The 15,058-nt window shown below is 55.9% G+C and carries 16 protein-coding genes; 7 read left to right on the forward strand and 9 right to left on the reverse strand.

The genetic code is table 11. The features are described 5' to 3' along the window. Nucleotides 1–159: 159 nt before the first annotated feature. Both E5Q11_RS01120 and E5Q11_RS01125 read left to right on the forward strand, forming a co-directional pair. On the forward strand, nt 160–4,020 hold the full coding sequence (locus E5Q11_RS01120; protein ID WP_135801569.1) for a DUF3427 domain-containing protein: 3,861 nt from the start codon (nt 160–162) through the stop codon (nt 4,018–4,020). Beyond that, nucleotides 4,021–4,242 (forward strand): hypothetical protein, encoded by a 222-nt coding sequence (locus E5Q11_RS01125; RefSeq protein WP_135801570.1) that lies wholly within the window; start codon nt 4,021–4,023, stop codon nt 4,240–4,242. It begins immediately after the preceding gene. A gap of 22 nt (nt 4,243–4,264) precedes the next feature. Here E5Q11_RS01125 and E5Q11_RS01130 read toward each other — a convergent pair whose 3' ends face one another. Together E5Q11_RS01130 and E5Q11_RS01135 are read right to left on the reverse strand one after the other, a co-directional pair. Continuing rightward, the gene (locus E5Q11_RS01130) at nt 4,265–5,083 is read right to left on the reverse strand and encodes an SDR family NAD(P)-dependent oxidoreductase (RefSeq protein WP_135801571.1); all 819 of its coding nucleotides are present in this window, start codon (nt 5,081–5,083) and stop codon (nt 4,265–4,267) included. 12 nt (nt 5,084–5,095) lie between these two features. Next, a complete protein-coding gene (locus tag E5Q11_RS01135) occupies nt 5,096–6,142 on the reverse strand; it encodes a Gfo/Idh/MocA family protein (RefSeq protein WP_168215586.1) in 1,047 nt (348 codons plus the stop codon). A gap of 90 nt (nt 6,143–6,232) precedes the next feature. On the opposite strand from E5Q11_RS01135, the gene E5Q11_RS01140 reads away from it, so the two are divergent. Further along, nucleotides 6,233–6,595, forward strand: a complete 363-nt coding sequence (locus E5Q11_RS01140; RefSeq protein ID WP_135801573.1) for a gamma-glutamylcyclotransferase family protein — start codon at nt 6,233–6,235, stop codon at nt 6,593–6,595. On the opposite strand, the gene E5Q11_RS01145 is transcribed toward E5Q11_RS01140, so the two are convergent. After that, nucleotides 6,592–7,833, reverse strand: a complete 1,242-nt coding sequence (locus tag E5Q11_RS01145) for a type II toxin-antitoxin system HipA family toxin (RefSeq protein ID WP_135801574.1) — start codon at nt 7,831–7,833, stop codon at nt 6,592–6,594. The genes E5Q11_RS01140 and E5Q11_RS01145 overlap by 4 nt on opposite strands. Further along, on the reverse strand, nt 7,830–8,147 hold the full coding sequence (locus E5Q11_RS01150; protein WP_225314984.1) for a helix-turn-helix domain-containing protein: 318 nt from the start codon (nt 8,145–8,147) through the stop codon (nt 7,830–7,832). The genes E5Q11_RS01145 and E5Q11_RS01150 overlap by 4 nt, the downstream gene beginning before the upstream one ends. 92 nt (nt 8,148–8,239) lie before the next feature. Here E5Q11_RS01150 and E5Q11_RS01155 point away from each other — a divergent pair, with 92 nt between their 5' ends. Beyond that, nucleotides 8,240–9,571 carry an NADH:flavin oxidoreductase/NADH oxidase family protein gene (locus E5Q11_RS01155; RefSeq protein ID WP_135801576.1) on the forward strand — a complete coding sequence of 444 codons (1,332 nt, stop codon included), beginning with the start codon at nt 8,240–8,242 and terminating at the stop codon, nt 9,569–9,571. Here E5Q11_RS01155 and E5Q11_RS01160 read toward each other — a convergent pair. The 4 genes from E5Q11_RS01160 to E5Q11_RS01175 form a co-directional block, all read right to left on the reverse strand. Then, complete coding sequence (locus E5Q11_RS01160; RefSeq protein ID WP_135801577.1) at nt 9,568–10,077, reverse strand: hypothetical protein; 510 nt, start codon at nt 10,075–10,077, stop codon at nt 9,568–9,570. The genes E5Q11_RS01155 and E5Q11_RS01160 overlap by 4 nt on opposite strands. Nucleotides 10,078–10,168: 91 nt before the next feature. After that, the gene (locus tag E5Q11_RS01165) at nt 10,169–10,369 is read right to left on the reverse strand and encodes a hypothetical protein (protein ID WP_135801578.1); all 201 of its coding nucleotides are present in this window, start codon (nt 10,367–10,369) and stop codon (nt 10,169–10,171) included. 220 nt (nt 10,370–10,589) lie between these two features. Then, a complete protein-coding gene (locus tag E5Q11_RS01170; RefSeq protein WP_135801579.1) occupies nt 10,590–11,090 on the reverse strand; it encodes a CIA30 family protein in 501 nt (166 codons plus the stop codon). A 22-nt stretch (nt 11,091–11,112) separates the two neighbouring features. Continuing rightward, a complete protein-coding gene (locus E5Q11_RS01175) occupies nt 11,113–11,379 on the reverse strand; it encodes a hypothetical protein (RefSeq protein ID WP_135801580.1) in 267 nt (88 codons plus the stop codon). A gap of 178 nt (nt 11,380–11,557) precedes the next feature. On the opposite strand from E5Q11_RS01175, the gene E5Q11_RS01180 reads away from it, so the two are divergent. The 3 genes from E5Q11_RS01180 to E5Q11_RS01190 are packed head-to-tail and all read left to right on the forward strand — an operon-like array spanning nt 11,558 to nt 14,175. Continuing rightward, complete coding sequence (locus tag E5Q11_RS01180) at nt 11,558–12,334, forward strand: GNAT family N-acetyltransferase (protein WP_135801581.1); 777 nt, start codon at nt 11,558–11,560, stop codon at nt 12,332–12,334. 1 nt (nt 12,335) lies between these two features. Further along, the gene (locus E5Q11_RS01185) at nt 12,336–13,427 is read left to right on the forward strand and encodes a M14 family zinc carboxypeptidase (RefSeq protein ID WP_135801582.1); all 1,092 of its coding nucleotides are present in this window, start codon (nt 12,336–12,338) and stop codon (nt 13,425–13,427) included. Nucleotides 13,428–13,431: 4 nt separating this feature from the next. Continuing rightward, nucleotides 13,432–14,175 carry an alpha/beta fold hydrolase gene (locus E5Q11_RS01190; protein WP_168215587.1) on the forward strand — a complete coding sequence of 248 codons (744 nt, stop codon included), beginning with the start codon at nt 13,432–13,434 and terminating at the stop codon, nt 14,173–14,175. On the opposite strand, the gene E5Q11_RS01195 is transcribed toward E5Q11_RS01190, so the two are convergent. Continuing rightward, nucleotides 14,165–15,049: a LysR family transcriptional regulator gene (locus tag E5Q11_RS01195; protein WP_135801584.1), complete on the reverse strand. Its 885-nt coding sequence runs from the start codon at nt 15,047–15,049 to the stop codon at nt 14,165–14,167. The two genes, E5Q11_RS01190 and E5Q11_RS01195, sit on opposite strands and share 11 nt — an antisense overlap. Between the last annotated feature and the right edge of the window lie 9 nt (nt 15,050–15,058).

The following is a 15,058-nucleotide window of genomic DNA, read 5'->3' on the forward strand; positions in this document are numbered from 1 at the left end:
TCATTGGGCATAGTCATAACTGTAAACCATTGAAATGACTATCGCAAGTGGTCATTTGTCCTGAGGGGCGTCGAGCCGCGCTTGCTTGGCGCCGCGCCGTCTGCCTGGTAGCCTGACAAATCACCTATCCAATAAGAAGTAGCCGTAGGGAAACAATAAATGAAGGATACGCTGGCCTACTACGACAGCAATGCTAATGCATTTGTAGATTCAACGTTTGAGGTCAGCATGGATGAGTTATATCAGGAGTTCCTTCCGCAAGTTATCGACGGCGGGCACATTCTGGATGCCGGCTGTGGTTCTGGTCGGGACGCCTTGTTTTTTGCGCAGTGCGGCTACCGAGTTTCCGCTTTCGATGGCTCAAAAGCCGTTGCCAATCTCGCCCGCCAAAAGACCGGTTTGAAAGTTCAGCACCGGTCTTTCGAAGATATCAATGAATCCAACACCTACGATGCAGTATGGGCCTGCGCCAGTCTTCTGCATCTGCCTGCAGCCGATGTGCCTGGGGCCATCAGCCGGTTGTGGAAGGCTTTGAAACCGGACGGTCTTCTCTACGTGAGCTTTAAGGTCGGATCAGGTGAGCGAGTGGATAAGGGGCGTCATTTTACAGATGCGAATGAATTGATTGCCAAGGAATGGGTTGAAGGCCTTCCCGAAACTGAAGCATGTCGAATGTGGCGCACGGATGACCAGCGGCCGGAGAGGAAAGAGCAGTGGTTGAATATCCTTCTGAGCAAGTCCTCGGTTGCACATGAAAAGTTGACTACAGGCGGTAAAGAGCATCACTTTCTGCCAAAACTATGTAAGGCGATTAAGGCCGCCGATCACGTGGACATGGCGGTTGCCTTTGTAAAAACTACTGGCCTGAACCTTCTCTTCCCGGATCTGGTGAACGCCCTGCAAAGAGAGCCAGATCCGGCCCGCATTCGCATTCTCACCAGTGATTACCTGGACATCACCGACCCAGAAGCACTTCGAAAGCTTGTCCTGCTGCACGATCATGGCGCCCGAGTAAAAATCTATCAGAGCAAAAGCAGCAGCTTTCACCTGAAGGCCTATCTTTTTGCCGGGTACGCCGAAAATCATCAAATGTGGGGTAGAGCGTTCATTGGCTCCAGCAATATCAGCCGGCAGGCGCTTCAGGATGGTCTGGAATGGAATTACCAGGTGGATTATCCGCCAGATTCTGGCTATCTGGAGGCTGCAGGTCGGTTTGAAGAACTTTTCCAGCATAAAAATGTTGTGGATCTCAATGATCAATGGATTGATGATTACGAGAAACGCCGAAAGCCGCCGGAACAGGCGATAGAACCGGGGAGTGAGGAAAAAGAGGAAGTCCCGACTGCTAATGATGTTCAGGCGGAAGCGCTGGAGGCTTTGGCTCGAACTCGTCAGGATGGTTACCGCAGAGGGCTGGTTGTGCTTGCGACGGGGCTTGGTAAGACTTGGCTGTCAGCCTTTGATGCAGTGCAAATGGGTGCAAGGCGAATACTTTTCGTTGCTCATCGGGAGGAAATTCTCTACCAGGCCGCTGAGACTTACTTGCGAATCAAGCCCAATAGTCGCGTTGGTTTTTATATGGGAAAACAGCGGGACCGAACCGTCGATATCCTCTGCGCCTCCGTTCAGACGCTGGGCAAAGAAACACACCTGGAACGTTTTAGCCCGCAGCATTTCGACTATATTGTGGTTGATGAATTCCATCACGCTGCAGCGCCGGTTTATCATCGGCTTTTAAGTTATTTTGCGCCGCAATTCCTGCTGGGGCTAACTGCTACGCCCGACCGCACAGATCGATCCGATATTCTCTCTTTGTGTGACGACAACCTGGTCTTCGAGTACCCATTATTTGATGGCGTTAAGGGCGACTTTCTGGTGCCGTTTCATTACTACGGCATCTACGATGAGAGTGTTGATTATTCCGAAATCCCCTGGCGCAACGGAAAGTTTGATCCCAACTTACTGGCGAACAAGCTGGCGACCTTTGGGCGAGCCAGGCACGCACTTAAAATTTGGGGCCAGCATAAGCAAAGCCGAACCCTGGCATTCTGTGTGTCACGGCTGCACGCGGACTTCATGGCGGACCAGTTTGCAAAACAAGGAGTCAGTGCTGCCGCTGTGCACGGTGAGTCTGAGATGTCTCGCGGCGAGGCACTGGAACGTTTGCAAAATGGACAGCTGGAAGTGGTTTTTTCTGTCGATCTCTTCAACGAGGGTGTCGACTTACCTGCTATCGATACAGTTCTCTTGTTGCGCCCCACGGAATCAAAGATTTTGTTTCTTCAGCAAATCGGTCGGGGTCTCCGGAAGAGCCCAGTAACTGAAAAGAACAAACTGGTTATTCTGGATTTCGTGGGTAACCACCATAGCTTTCTGCACAAACCCCAGGCGCTGATAGGCCAGGCGATGAACCATCGACAACTGGCTGAATTTGGCCGTAAAGCTGAGAAAAACCAACTGAACTTGCCTGATGGCTGCTTCATCAATTACGACCTGGAAGTCATCGAATTTCTTAAAGGCCTGGACCAAAAAGGCGCTGAAAAAGACTATCAAGCCCTAAAAGATACCTTGGGCCGCCGTCCTACACTGACAGAGTACTTTCACTTTGGTGCAAGTATTAGCAAAACCCGAAAGCAGCACGGTGGCTGGTTCGGACTCGTTCGTGACATGGATGATCTCACTGAACTTGAGGCCGAACTCCTAGCCAGTCAGGACAATTTTTTAATGGAAGTAGAGACCACTTCCATGACCAAGTCATTCAAGATGATTTTGCTGGATGCTTTCCAGCAGTTGGATGGCTGGCGGGAACCTCCCACACTTGCAGAATTAGCACAAACGTCCTGGCAGACATTGAAGCGCAGGCCGAAGCTCTATCAGGAAGTTGCCGATTCGGTAAAGAAGGTTGATGGCTTATCACCCCAGTGGCAGCAATACTGGAAAAAGAACCCCGTCGATCACTGGACCAACAAGTCGCCCGCTGTTTTTCAGATTGAGAATGACAAGTTTAAGCCGACCCTTTCATTGAGATCTGATCAGGTCGAGACGTTTGAGGAGATGGTGCGGGAACTGATTGATTATCGTCTGGCTTCTTATGAGGCCCGCCAGTCTGCCAAAGAACTCTCGGTGCCGTCTGGAGAAAACGTCGCTCCAATCATTCCCTCCGGAACAGAATTACCCTATTTCCCGACCCTGAAAATTGCCTGCGGCCATTTCAGAAACAGCCAGGCGGAGGAGCCGGAATATCGGTCGATCGGGATGGGGCATGGGCGAATCAAGCCGAACCGTCATTTTATTGCTCGAGCTTCTGGTGACTCCATGAACGGTGGCAAAAACCCGGTTCTTGACGGCGACTATCTGTTGCTTGAACAGATCAGCCCTGAACAGGCGGGTTCCATCACAGGCAAAACGCTTGCGATTGAAAGGTTAGACGAGGCTGGTGACACTCAGTATCTTCTCAGGACGGTGCGCAAGTCCGGTGGCGGTGAATACATACTCGAAGCCGCGAATCCTAACTACGACGATATTGTGGTTACTCCGGAACTAAGCGATCAGTTTCGAACGTTTGCTCGTTTGGATGGAATTGTAGATCCATTGGAAATGGCGCTGGGCAAGGATATCCCGAGAGAAGAGATCCCTGAATTATTCGGCGCAACTTTCAATCCCGGCAACTGGCAAAGTGGCCACGTATTTCTGAAGGATGCAGCCGCTCATATTCTTTTGGTAACACTGAACAAACAAGGGAAAAGCGCCGACCATCGTTACGTAGACCATTGGATCGACGACCATACGTTTCATTGGCAGAGTCAGAACTCCACAACACCCCAGAGTAAGCGAGGGAGAGAATTAATTAACCACAAAAACCTTGGGCTCACCGTCCACCTATTTGTGCGTGAGAACAAACTTCGCAACGGTAAGGCTGCTCCATTCACTTACTTCGGCCCGGTTGATTATCAAAGCCACGATGGGAGTGAGCCAATGAGCGTGGTATTCAAGTTAAGTTCAAAGGAATCGGCATTGTAAATGACGCATCTCACCCGCCTGCGGCTGGAAGTTGTTAAGGCGACTGAGTCGTCGGCGGGTGCAAAGTTCCCGATGGCAGTCAAGCTTACCTCGGATGATTTCCGCAAGGTCGGATTCACCCTGGAAAAGTTTGTTCGTGTGGTTTCCTGGTTTATGCCTAGAAGACTCGCCAAGTCTGCTCCCTATGTTTGGAGAAGAGTTCGCGAGCAAATGAATGCATAGTTCTCAACCCTAATGGCGACCTTTATTTTAAAAGCGCTCGTTGCACAGAGTGGGGCATGAACCGTGTAACAAACGCGGCCATGTAAGTCTGTGGCGTGACCAGATACCGTGGCTTGGGCCGCGCCGCTTCGGCAGCCCGGTAGATCTTTTTGGCGACGTCCGATGCACTGGCTGTAAACGGCTTTATTCTGGCGCCAGGCGCCATTGCCGCTTCCATGGCTTTGTATTTTTCCTGATGGGCCGCGCTTCCCCGGTTAATGACGGGCTGCAAAGCGGCCAGGGCATGTTCCCTGAACTTTGTTGCTACCGGCCCCGGCAGCACCAGCGAGACACTTTCCAGGCTTCGGCTGCCCTGCTCATCAAACCAGAAGCTGTCATGAGCCGCGTTCATTGCGGACTTTGTGGCACAGTAAGCGCCTTTCATTGCCTGCGGCACCATGGATAACACCGAGCTTACCGCAATGATTCGCAACGGCACGCCCTTTTCTTCGCATAGCTGCAAACAGACCGAGGCCAGCTTGATGGGGCCGAATACGTGGGTACTGAACTGCGTTTGCCACATGGGTTCGGACAGGTCCCGTAGTGCCCCGAACTGGCCGTAACCGGAGTTGTTGACCAGCACCACCCGTTCAGCCCCGGCGAACTCGGCTTCCAGTTTGCTCGCAAGCCCTTCGATCTGTTCAAACGATTCCAGATCCAGGGCCAGTTCAAGCACGGCGGAGTCAATCCCGCTGGGTTGCCGGGAAAGGGCGATTACCCGGTAGCCTTCACGGGCAAACAGGGCGCAGGTTTCCAGGCCAATGCCAGCGCTGGCGCCGGTGATCAGGGCGAGTTTTGTCATGCTTAGCTGGCCTCAGAGTTGAATAACGGCGCCGTCCGATTCCGCCGATTCGAAAAGCGCTGACATCACACGATGACACGCCAGGCTGCGCTTCGGCCATTGGGCGTCCAGCTTGCCGGTGAGGATGATGTTTGAGAATTTTTCCACCAGCTTTACCACGTGGTCACAGGGCTCGACTTCCTGTTCTGTGTCTTTGCCGTCGGCATCCCCCAGTATGTAGCGGGAGCTGCCGGTGAAGCGTTCGCCGTAGGCGGCGAAGTTGCCGCTTCGCCCCTGGCCACCCACCAGGTCGTCAATCTTGATAAGGCCGGCGTCGCCAACCGTTTCTACCTGCGAGCGGTGGGCCAGTTCGCAGCCGGCATCAAAGGTCGCCATGCGGCCGCCGGAGAACCAGAGGGTGCCCCCGCAGGCGGTGATGGTATCGATGGAGTTTTTGGAGACGGACGTCATCTGGACTTTTTCGGGCAGTTCGTAGCCGAAGCTCCAGAGGATGGCGTTGATGGGGTACCAGCCCTGATCACCAAAGCAGCCCATGGGTTCCCGGGATTTGTCGGTACGGCCGTTGCCGCCTTCGTACCACTCTTTGGAAGGCGCCTTGAAGGTAAATGCGCTGGTGACGCGCCTGACCTGGCCAATATCACCGTTGGCGATGCGCTTTTCAATGTCTTGGGTGCGCGTGCTGTGTACCCACATGGTGCCATCCATAAACTGGACGCCGTTTTCGTTGCAGACTTCAACGGCCTCTTCAATGCCGTCGGCCAGAGGTTTCTCGGCGTAGACATGCTTGCCTGCGCGGGCCGCCTTCTTGATCCATTCGTTACGCAACGCGGTGGGCACGGGCAGGTAGACTGCATCGATGCTGTCATCCGCCAGAAGTTCCTCGTAAGAGCCAAACGCCTGGGGCACCCTGTGTTCTTTTGCCCAGGCCTCGGCCTTGTCGAGGGAGCGGCTGGCGACGGCGGCGGCTTCTGCGTTTTCCGCATCGTGCATTCCGGCCACAACCTTGGTGGCGATTTCCGCGGTGCCGATAATGCCCCAGCGAACTTTGCGATTTTCCATGGTGGCTGTCCTCTCGTTCAATGAGCGTTTGATAGCGATCCGATAATGTAGATTGCCTGAACCTACCATTGAAAGTGTTAGAATTGGTGCATGACACAAAGAGTCGCCGTCTATGGCACCCTCAAACAAGGCCAGTCCAACCACCATATCCTGGCCGACTCGCCCCTGGTTGGCCGCTGCCAGTTAAAGCAGATAACCCTTTACGATATCGGCCCTTATCCGGGTGCGAAGCTGCGTTCCAGCGGCGGCATTGATATCGAAGTCTATGACGTGACAGATGAAATCTTCGCCGCTCTGGATGAGCTTGAGGGCTATATTCCCCACGCGCCGAAGACCGGTCATTATGATCGTTGTCGGCTTGAAACGCCTTTCGGGCTGGTCTGGGTGTATGTGTACAACTTGGATGTGTCCGGGCTTCGGGAGATTCGTTGTGGTGGATGGGTGGCTCGCTAAGCCGGGAGGCGGAAGGCGGGTGCCATGATCGTTTGTTCACTGCGGCTGATTCCCAGTTCGCGTGCCAGTTCTTCCCACCCCGCAATGCTCTCCCGAACTTCGCCCAGAATGGCCTCGGCTTCAGTTTGCTCTAATTGGAAAAAATCTATTACGGAAAGGGCTAGGTCAAAGTCGAGACTGTTGTCATCATCCGTTATGTTCAGGTGTAGCCCCTGAGCCGGTGTTACCGGATTGATGTCGTAGGCGGGGGACAGAACCCAGCCTCCATCCTGGAACAGGAACCCGTGATTGCGCAGGTGGTCGTCAGTATTCGATACGGCAATGTTGAACACTAGCCTACGCCAGAGCTGTGCCAGATCACTCTTGGTGTTGGCACCATGATCCGTCAGGAACTGGGCGAGCTCAAGGTAACTGGCATCGTAGTCGCCATCGTAATAGCCCAGTTGCGTTAATGCGGAGGTGAAATGCAGGCGACGCTGTGTTGCCCGATCAAAACGCTTGGTCAGAAAGGTATGATGATGGCCATTGAATCGTTCCACCCGGCATTGGGCCATCTCGATGCCAGCATTCCGGGCCAGCTGATAAGCCAGGTATTCCCAGGCTGCGATGTTGTAATCATCGTAGCGGCTCGGGAACTTGGCGATCCAAAGCTCGTTATTGTCGTCGACAACGCTGGCCTTGGGCCGAGCGCCACCTAATGACGACCCTGGCGACATCAACATCGTCAGCCATTTCAGGTAATCCGGGTCTTCACTTTGGTTGGCCTCTATCTGCTGGGCTGCAAATTCGAGCTCTCTCAATGATGCCATGGGTGGGGCAGCGAGGCGGTCGTCATTGTCCAGAAACTCACCGTCTTGGGATTCTTTGAAACGCAGAGCTCCCTGGCGATATAAATCGTGGACACCGAGTAAATAATCGATCTCATTCAATACTCTCGGGCGCCTGTCTTCCTGGCGAGCCACAACCGCCTCACGACGCTTCATCAGAAGCCTGCCCCAGCGGTCCGGACATGAGTCGAGGAAGATGCGGAAGTTCCGGGAATCGGCATTGTGTTGTTCACCGGAAAATAGCTCCAGGTCAGGATCTATCTTTTGAGCGTAGGGCGATTGCAGCCAGTCGTTATCGTAGGTGAAACTGAAGTGTTCCCGGTTTTTTGCCATGGCGGAGCGTAGGACACCGACAAGCGTCGGTTGTTCGAGTGGTGGCCAATCTGCATAAACGTAGATTTCTTTGTTCATCCCTGTTTGCTCATCAGTTTGATGTCCTGAAGTTTCCTGCCGAGTTGATCGTCATTGGCTACTTTTGTGAGATCATCGACTAATCCCAGAACGCTCAGAACGGCAACGTAATGACCAATAGAGACAGTGCCGTCACCCCGTTCAATTTTGCGGATGGTCAGCCGGCTTAAACCTGTGCGCTCTGATATCAGAGTCTGGGTGTAATTGCGGCGTTTGCGCGCAAGTTTGATGTTTTCGCCGAGCTGGGTGAGCGCTTTCTGGTTCTTCGGAAAGATCACCGGGCTTCGTTTGGATTTCTGAGCTGAATTGGTCACTATGGTTGCCATAATTTATCTAATTGGTAAATATAGTGATCAATAAATGGCAGTAACGCAACCCAAAAATCAACAACCATCAGGATAACCCCATGCCCCAATCGCCCCTGGCTCAATCCCTGAAACTCCCCTGTGGTGCCGTTTTGCCAAACCGGATTGCCAAGGCCGCCATGACGGAAGGACTTTCTGATGATCATCTGCATGCGACGAAGCGGCACGGAACGCTTTACGGGCGCTGGTCCGATGGCGGGGCGGGGCTGCTGATTACGGGCAATGTGATGATCGATCACCGGGTGCTAGAGCGGCCGGGAAATGTGGCTATTGATCCTGCCCCGGCTGAGGGCGAGCCGGAGGCGATGGACCGGTTGCGGGAATGGGCTGAAGCGGGCACCCGCAACGGCAACCATTTGTGGATGCAGATTTCCCATGCTGGCCGCCAGTCGCCGCGTTATGTGACGACGCGGCCGATGGGGCCGTCAGCGGTTCAGCTGTCGTTGATGGGTAACTATGCCCGCCCGCGTGCGCTGACGGAGCCAGAGATTCTGGATTTCATCCAACGATTTGCCAATGTGGCCCGGATTGCGAAGGATGCAGGCTTTACCGGCGTTCAGGTGCACGGCGCTCATGGTTATCTGCTGTCATCGTTTCTGTCGCCGGTGACCAACCAGCGCACGGATCGCTGGGGCGGGTCCCTGGAGAATCGCGCCCGCTTCTTGCTGGAAGTAGTCAAGGCGACCCGGGCAGCCGTGGGGCCGGAGTTTCCGGTGGCGGTGAAGCTCAATTCCGACGATTTTCGCAAAGGCGGGTTCACTCTGGACGAGTCTGTGCAGGTGGTGTCCTGGCTGAATCAGGAGGGGATTGATCTGCTGGAAGTGTCTGGCGGCACCTACGAACAGCCCCGGCTGCTTGGGTATAGCGGGGATGCAGACACAGCCAGCGACGGGCCGGCGATGCGGGAAAGCACCCGCAAGCGGGAGGCCTATTTCCTGGATTATGCCCAGAAGATTCGCGAAGTCTGCGAATGCCCGTTGATGGTCACAGGCGGGTTTCGCACCCGGGCGTTTATGGAAGAGGTGATCTCCAGTGGAGAAACCGATGTGATCGGCCTGGGCCGTCCGCTTTGCACGGATCCGGATACGCCAAGGGATCTGATCGAGGGGCGAATCGAGGAAACCGTTTGCCATGAAGATCACATCAAGCTTGCCCAGCGCGGATTTTTCTCCCCGGCGAGCCCACTAGTGCCGATGAAAGTGCTCAATGTGCTGGGTGGCCAGGCCTGGTATTACCAGCAGATTTTTCGGTTGGCGGATGATGAGCCGGTAGATCCGGAGCTGGGTCTGCTGAAAGCTGTGGGTGCGTTTGTGAAGGATGAGCTTACGCGGGCGCGGCGGGTGAAAAAGTCGGTTTCAAGGACGGGTGTTTAGTTATATCTCGCAGAGTCCATGATCCGCTGGCGGACCCAGGAGCGAGCCTGGTCGGCCGGTAATGATTCCATGGCAAAGCTCAAAGCGGCCCAGACCAATGCCAGCAGCAACGTCTGAAGTTGAACGCTGCCGTCTGCCGGCACGATCTTGTCATCGGCCAGGATAGAGCTCACTTCCTGGATAAGCGCCTGCGACGGTTGGTGATTGTCGAGTGGTCCCGAATCGGGGCAGTCATCTGGAAACGCGGATTCAATGAAGAAGGTGTTGGCCGCGCGAGCACACTCTTTGCGCAGGGCCTCGTTTTCAGCGGTGTCGATGATTTCGCAGACGGTGTCGCACAGCACCCGCATAACGGCGAAACCGGAGCAGTGATTCGCAGAGTCCCTTCGCTGGGTACTTCGTTGGCGAAACTGTTCTATGCGTTTGGAGATTGACGTGCCGTATCGGGCAATGTCATCAACCATCTCTACGCCGCTGTCATCAAAGGGTTTCGATATCAGGCTCATGGGTCGGTGCTCGTCACTCTGTATCGAGATCTTACGAGCAAAAAGACATCTGGTTCTCACCAGGTGCTTTCGTTGGTAACGCAGCAGCTTGCTAGCGTTTATGAATTTCCGCAGCCCGCTCAGAGGGCGCTTTGGATTCAGCGGCAGCAGATCCGGACGGATCGGGATTCAGGGACACCATCACAATCGTCAGAATAGCCAGCAGCAGAGGCACAATAAGCCCGGCCAGTTCAACGGCGTCAAAGTATTTTGGCTCCCGCTCAACGGCGCTGATGTCTGTTACGTGTTCCATTGATAGCGCCTTTTAATGCCGGGATTGCTGATTGAAATTCACCGAGTGTCTCGGTAGATGAATGAGTCCGGGAATGTTATTGGCTGGCGGGGGCGCTGGCAATCAAATAAAACGTAATACCTAGGGCTATAGCGGTATTTCCCTACCCAATTAGATGCATTCGTAACATTCTGTTTTTGAATAATTTATCCTGTAACTGAAAATGCCCAGCCAGGCTGTTTTAGAACAGAACCCAGTTCTGCATTCTGAGGTGGAAGTCGCCCGCCTGACGCCCGGAAACAAACAGGCTCACACTGGCCAGGTTCTGGACATTGAGTGGTTCGGCATCGGTCACGGTTTTGCCGCGCCAGGTGGGGATGAAGTCGCTGAATGGCAGTTGCACCCGGCTCCAGTCTTCGGTGTCTGGGGTAAAGCTGTGCTGATAGACAATGCTGCGACGGTCGATGCTGGTTCTAAGCCCGACCTTGTAGGTTTTACCATCGCCGCGGGCCAGCAGCTTAATTCCGGTCATGCCGGATGCGTCCAGAGGTTGGGGCAGGTCGGCCTTGACCGAGGCAAAGCCGCCGCCGTTATCGAGCCTTACCGTGCCGGCAAACAGCCCATGCCCGTCTTCGGTAGTGACCACCGTGCCGTCGGATTGCCCACCCATTACGCTGTCGCCAAGGGGTTGCCATTGAAGCGCCTCGTCCGGGTTATCGAATGCGATCAGTATCGGTGGCATGTTCTCTCTGTTATTCGCGGACTCAGGCGGAATGGTGCTGAGTCGATGACGGGGCTTTTGGGCGTGGCATCTCCGCAGGGTGTATTTGCGAGAACTGCTCGCGAACCATTTCCCCCAGTTTCTGGAAGTTATAGGCCTCCAGGTCACAGCGGATAATGCGAATGCTGGAGGTTTCCTCATCCATCGCGATAACGGTCTGCTGGCCATCCTCACAGACGGGCCCACCAATTTTCAGTTGGATTGTCCGGTCCCGGAAGAAAAACCGGCCGTTGAACTGTCGAATGCTCATTCTGGTGCCTCAATCGTTTCCAATCATCTGGTTATCGAATTCAGTTTCGATATGCCATTAAGTACGTGGCGGAAACCGAATCGGTGCACTTCACAGAACCGTCACATCCCATTCATCCCACTGAAGTATTTCTGTCTCATTCTCACCCTATCCACACAAGAACAGAAAGGGTGAGAGCATGGCGAAGCTTGGTTTTCTGAAAGCATCGACACGATGGATTCGCAAACCGGCACAGAACACGGGGCCGGAGCTGCAAGCGCGCTGGCTGACCAGTCGGCGGGATATCCTGAGGGCGCAGCGGCTTCGGTGCCGCACCTTTTCCGAGGAGTTTGGTATTCGCATCAGCCCCTTCGGGCTTGACCGGGACCGTTTTGATCGGCACTGCCTGCACCTGGGGGTTGAGGACAAAAGCACCGGTGCCTTGATTGGCTATACCCGCCTGTTGCCCGGCGAGGCGGCCCGCAAACTCGGTGGCTTCTATTCCCGCAATGAGTTTGACCTGGATAACCTGGCGGGTCTGCCCGGGCATGTTGTGGAAGTGGGACGCACCTGTGTGCACCCGGATTACCGCAGCGGCGGCACGATCGCGGTGCTCTGGGCGGCTTTGGCCCAGTACCTGTTTACCGCCCGGGTGGATTTCCTGATTGGTTGCGCCAGTATTTCCATGGCGGACGGCGGTGCCGGAGTTGCCGGCATTATGCCCGGCCTGCGCGAGCGCTTCCTGACTGATGAAAACCTGCGGGTGACCCCGCGGCTGGCGGTGCCAGCCGTTACGCCCAGTGACAAGGGTGGCGCCATGCCGCCGCTGCTGAAAGCCTACACACGGATGGGCGCGAAGATTGCCGGTGAGCCCTGCTGGGACCCAGATTTCAACTGCGCCGATGTGTTTATTCTGCTGGAAGTCAGCAAGATGTCCCGCCGGTATCGGGACCATTTCATGGCCAAGGCAGGCTAGGTTGACGGAACTTACCGACCTGACCCACGTTGCCGCTATTCGCCAGGAAAAGAAGGCCCGCAGCAGCGCAGACCAATCGCGGATTCGCCGCGACCTTCCAGAGCTGGAAAACCTCGAGCGCATCGTTGCTGAGGCACCGACTGGCGTCACCGCCCAGGTGATTAGCCAGGTCTCCGCCAGCGATCTGACCCTGCCGGTATACCGGGTAGACGTTGGCAAGGCGCCGGCGGACGCACCCGCGCTTCTGCTGGTTGGCGGCGTGCACGGGCTTGAGCGTATCGGCACACAGGTCCTGCTGGCCTGGCTGGACAGCCTGCTTCAGCGGCTGCACTGGGATCAGCACCTGGCCGAACTTGTGAACCGCGTTCGCCTGGTGTTTGTGCCTTTGCTTAACCCCGGTGGAATGCTGCTGAACCGGCGCAGCAATCCCGGCGGTGTGGACCTGATGCGCAATGCGCCTTTAATGGCCCAGTCCCGAAGTACCTGGTTGTTGGGCGGGCAGCGCCTGTCACCGCGTTTGCCCTGGTATGTGGGCCAGCCAGAAGAGGGCATGGAAGCGGAAAGCTTGGCCCTGGAAGCCGTGGTTCATGAGCTGGTCACCGGCCGCCCGTTCAGTATTTCCCTGGATTGCCATTCCGGTTTTGGTTTACGGGATCAGATCTGGTTTCCCTATGCCTATCGACGTCGACCGATGCGGCGGATTGCCGATGTTATGGCCCTGAAGCTGTTGTGGGAGCAGGCCTATCCCCACCACGATTATGTGTTTGAGCCACAGTCCACCAATTATCTGACCCACGGGGACCTGTGGGATTATTTCTACAAACAGGTGAACCGCGAGAGCGACGGGCGATTCCTGCCGCTGACCCTGGAGATGGGGTCCTGGCGCTGGGTGCGCAAGCGCCCCCGTCAGCTTCTGCGCCTGGATGGTCTGTTCAATCCGCTGATGCCCCATCGCCACCAGCGGGTTCTGCGCAGCCATCTGGTCTGGCTGGACTTTCTGTTGAGTTCTACCGCCCATTATCACCAGTGGTTGCCGGATGCGGCTCAGGAGCGAACCCTGCGCCAGGCGGCCCTGCAACACTGGTACCGGTGACCGGATGAACTGGCTGCTATTGCGGGGGTTGGCCCGCCAGAGTGAACACTGGGGGGATTTCCCGGCATTATTGGCGGATGCGATCCCCGGTGACCGGGTCCACTTGCTGGACCTTCCCGGTACCGGTGCCCGCAGCCATGAGGCGAGCCCCGATACCATTCCGGCCATCCGCGAATGCGTTCAGGCTTATGCCAGGGATTTGCCAACGCCGATGATACTGGTAGGGCTCTCGCTGGGCGGTATGGTTGCCCTGGATTGGGCCTGTCGCGAGCCCCAGGATATTGCCGGAGTCGTTGCCATCAATAGCAGCAGCGGCTGGAGCCCATTCTGGCATCGTCTGAAGCCGGACCGGTGGGCGACTGTTTTGGGGCTTCTGGCCGATTCAAGCGTTGACCGGCGTGAGGCTGCCATACTGTCACTGACCAGCAACTCAGAGCACCCGCCCCAGCTCCTGGAACATTGGTGTGAACTGCACCATCGATTACCGGTTACGCGCCAGACCGCCATTCGCCAGATTCGTGCAGCTGCTCGCTACCGGCCACCTCCACAACCACCGAACATGCCCGCACTCATAATGGCCAGCCGGGCGGACCGCCTGGTCAACAGCCGTTGTTCCGAAAAACTGGCAACACTCTGGGGATGCGAACTGGCCGACCATTCATGGGCAGGCCATGACCTGCCGCTGGATGATCCGCAGTGGGTTGTGGCCAGGCTGGCGGAGTTCCGGCATCGGATGGCTAGGACCTGACGGCGGTTAGTCGCTTCAGAATCACCTCTTCCAAGGCCTGCGCGGAAGGCGACAATGACCGATTGGCCAGCTTGATAATGCCAATCTGCCGCACCAGTTTGGGCTCGCTCAGAGGCACAAAACACAGTTTCCGGTTATCCACCGGAAAGGCCAGCCGGGGCAGGGTGGTAATGCCGCTGCCGGCTTCGAGCATGGCGATCAGTGAAATCATGTTGGAAATGTAGAAGTCGTTGTTGTCGACCAGGCTGGCAGCGGCGGTTTTTTCCAGCAGCCTGGACGTGCCGTTGGCAATGAAGCGTTCCTCTTTCAACTCCTGCCACTGCAGGCTTTTGCGGTTGGCCAGCGGATGGTCCCGGTGCAGCACTACGCCTATGTTGTCTTCGAACAGGTGGGTGTAGCTCAGGCGCTCGTCCTGGGCCCAGACGCTGCTGATGCCCAGGTCCACCTCGCCGTTGGCGACCATGCGGCAGACGAATTTGGCATTTTCGTCGTGCAGGTTGATATTGATATGAGGGTACTCGGCGATGAACGCCGCCAGGAATTCCGGCATCAGCCGGCTGGCGACCGATGGAACGGTGGCCAGGGTGACGCGGCCCTGTTGGCCCAGGGCAACGTGCTGCAGGTCCGCGGCAAGCCGGTCATGTTGCTTGATGAGTTCCCGGAAACGCGGCAGGCAATATTCACCGTAAGGCGTCAGCTGGCCTTTCTGGCTTTTCTCGAACAGCGGTTGCCCCAGGCGTTCCTCCAGATCCCGTATGGCCATGGAAAGCGCCGGCTGGCTGCGATGCAGCTGTTTCGCCGCACCGTGGAAGCTGCCTTCCTCAACCACTGCCAGCACGTAGCGTAACGGCTGAATTTTCAGTTCCAGTGTCATGCTTTATTC

The organism is Marinobacter confluentis (assembly GCF_004785685.1).
In the GTDB taxonomy this organism is placed as follows: Bacteria; Pseudomonadota; Gammaproteobacteria; order Pseudomonadales; family Oleiphilaceae; genus Marinobacter; species Marinobacter confluentis.

Excerpts from the sequence above, each read along its gene's own strand:
- E5Q11_RS01120 (WP_135801569.1), top strand. The coding sequence starts at position 160 with ATGAAGGATACGCTGGCCTACTACGACAGCAATGCTAATGCATTTGTA.
- E5Q11_RS01125 (WP_135801570.1), top strand. The coding sequence starts at position 4,021 with ATGACGCATCTCACCCGCCTGCGGCTGGAAGTTGTTAAGGCGACTGAG.
- E5Q11_RS01130 (WP_135801571.1), bottom strand. The coding sequence starts at position 5,083 with ATGACAAAACTCGCCCTGATCACCGGCGCCAGCGCTGGCATTGGCCTG.
- E5Q11_RS01135 (WP_168215586.1), bottom strand. The coding sequence starts at position 6,142 with ATGGAAAATCGCAAAGTTCGCTGGGGCATTATCGGCACCGCGGAAATC.
- E5Q11_RS01140 (WP_135801573.1), top strand. The coding sequence starts at position 6,233 with ATGACACAAAGAGTCGCCGTCTATGGCACCCTCAAACAAGGCCAGTCC.
- E5Q11_RS01145 (WP_135801574.1), bottom strand. The coding sequence starts at position 7,833 with ATGAACAAAGAAATCTACGTTTATGCAGATTGGCCACCACTCGAACAA.
- E5Q11_RS01155 (WP_135801576.1), top strand. The coding sequence starts at position 8,240 with ATGCCCCAATCGCCCCTGGCTCAATCCCTGAAACTCCCCTGTGGTGCC.
- E5Q11_RS01160 (WP_135801577.1), bottom strand. The coding sequence starts at position 10,077 with ATGAGCCTGATATCGAAACCCTTTGATGACAGCGGCGTAGAGATGGTT.
- E5Q11_RS01165 (WP_135801578.1), bottom strand. The coding sequence starts at position 10,369 with ATGGAACACGTAACAGACATCAGCGCCGTTGAGCGGGAGCCAAAATAC.
- E5Q11_RS01170 (WP_135801579.1), bottom strand. The coding sequence starts at position 11,090 with ATGCCACCGATACTGATCGCATTCGATAACCCGGACGAGGCGCTTCAA.
- E5Q11_RS01175 (WP_135801580.1), bottom strand. The coding sequence starts at position 11,379 with ATGAGCATTCGACAGTTCAACGGCCGGTTTTTCTTCCGGGACCGGACA.
- E5Q11_RS01180 (WP_135801581.1), top strand. The coding sequence starts at position 11,558 with ATGGCGAAGCTTGGTTTTCTGAAAGCATCGACACGATGGATTCGCAAA.
- E5Q11_RS01190 (WP_168215587.1), top strand. The coding sequence starts at position 13,432 with ATGAACTGGCTGCTATTGCGGGGGTTGGCCCGCCAGAGTGAACACTGG.
- E5Q11_RS01195 (WP_135801584.1), bottom strand. The coding sequence starts at position 15,049 with ATGACACTGGAACTGAAAATTCAGCCGTTACGCTACGTGCTGGCAGTG.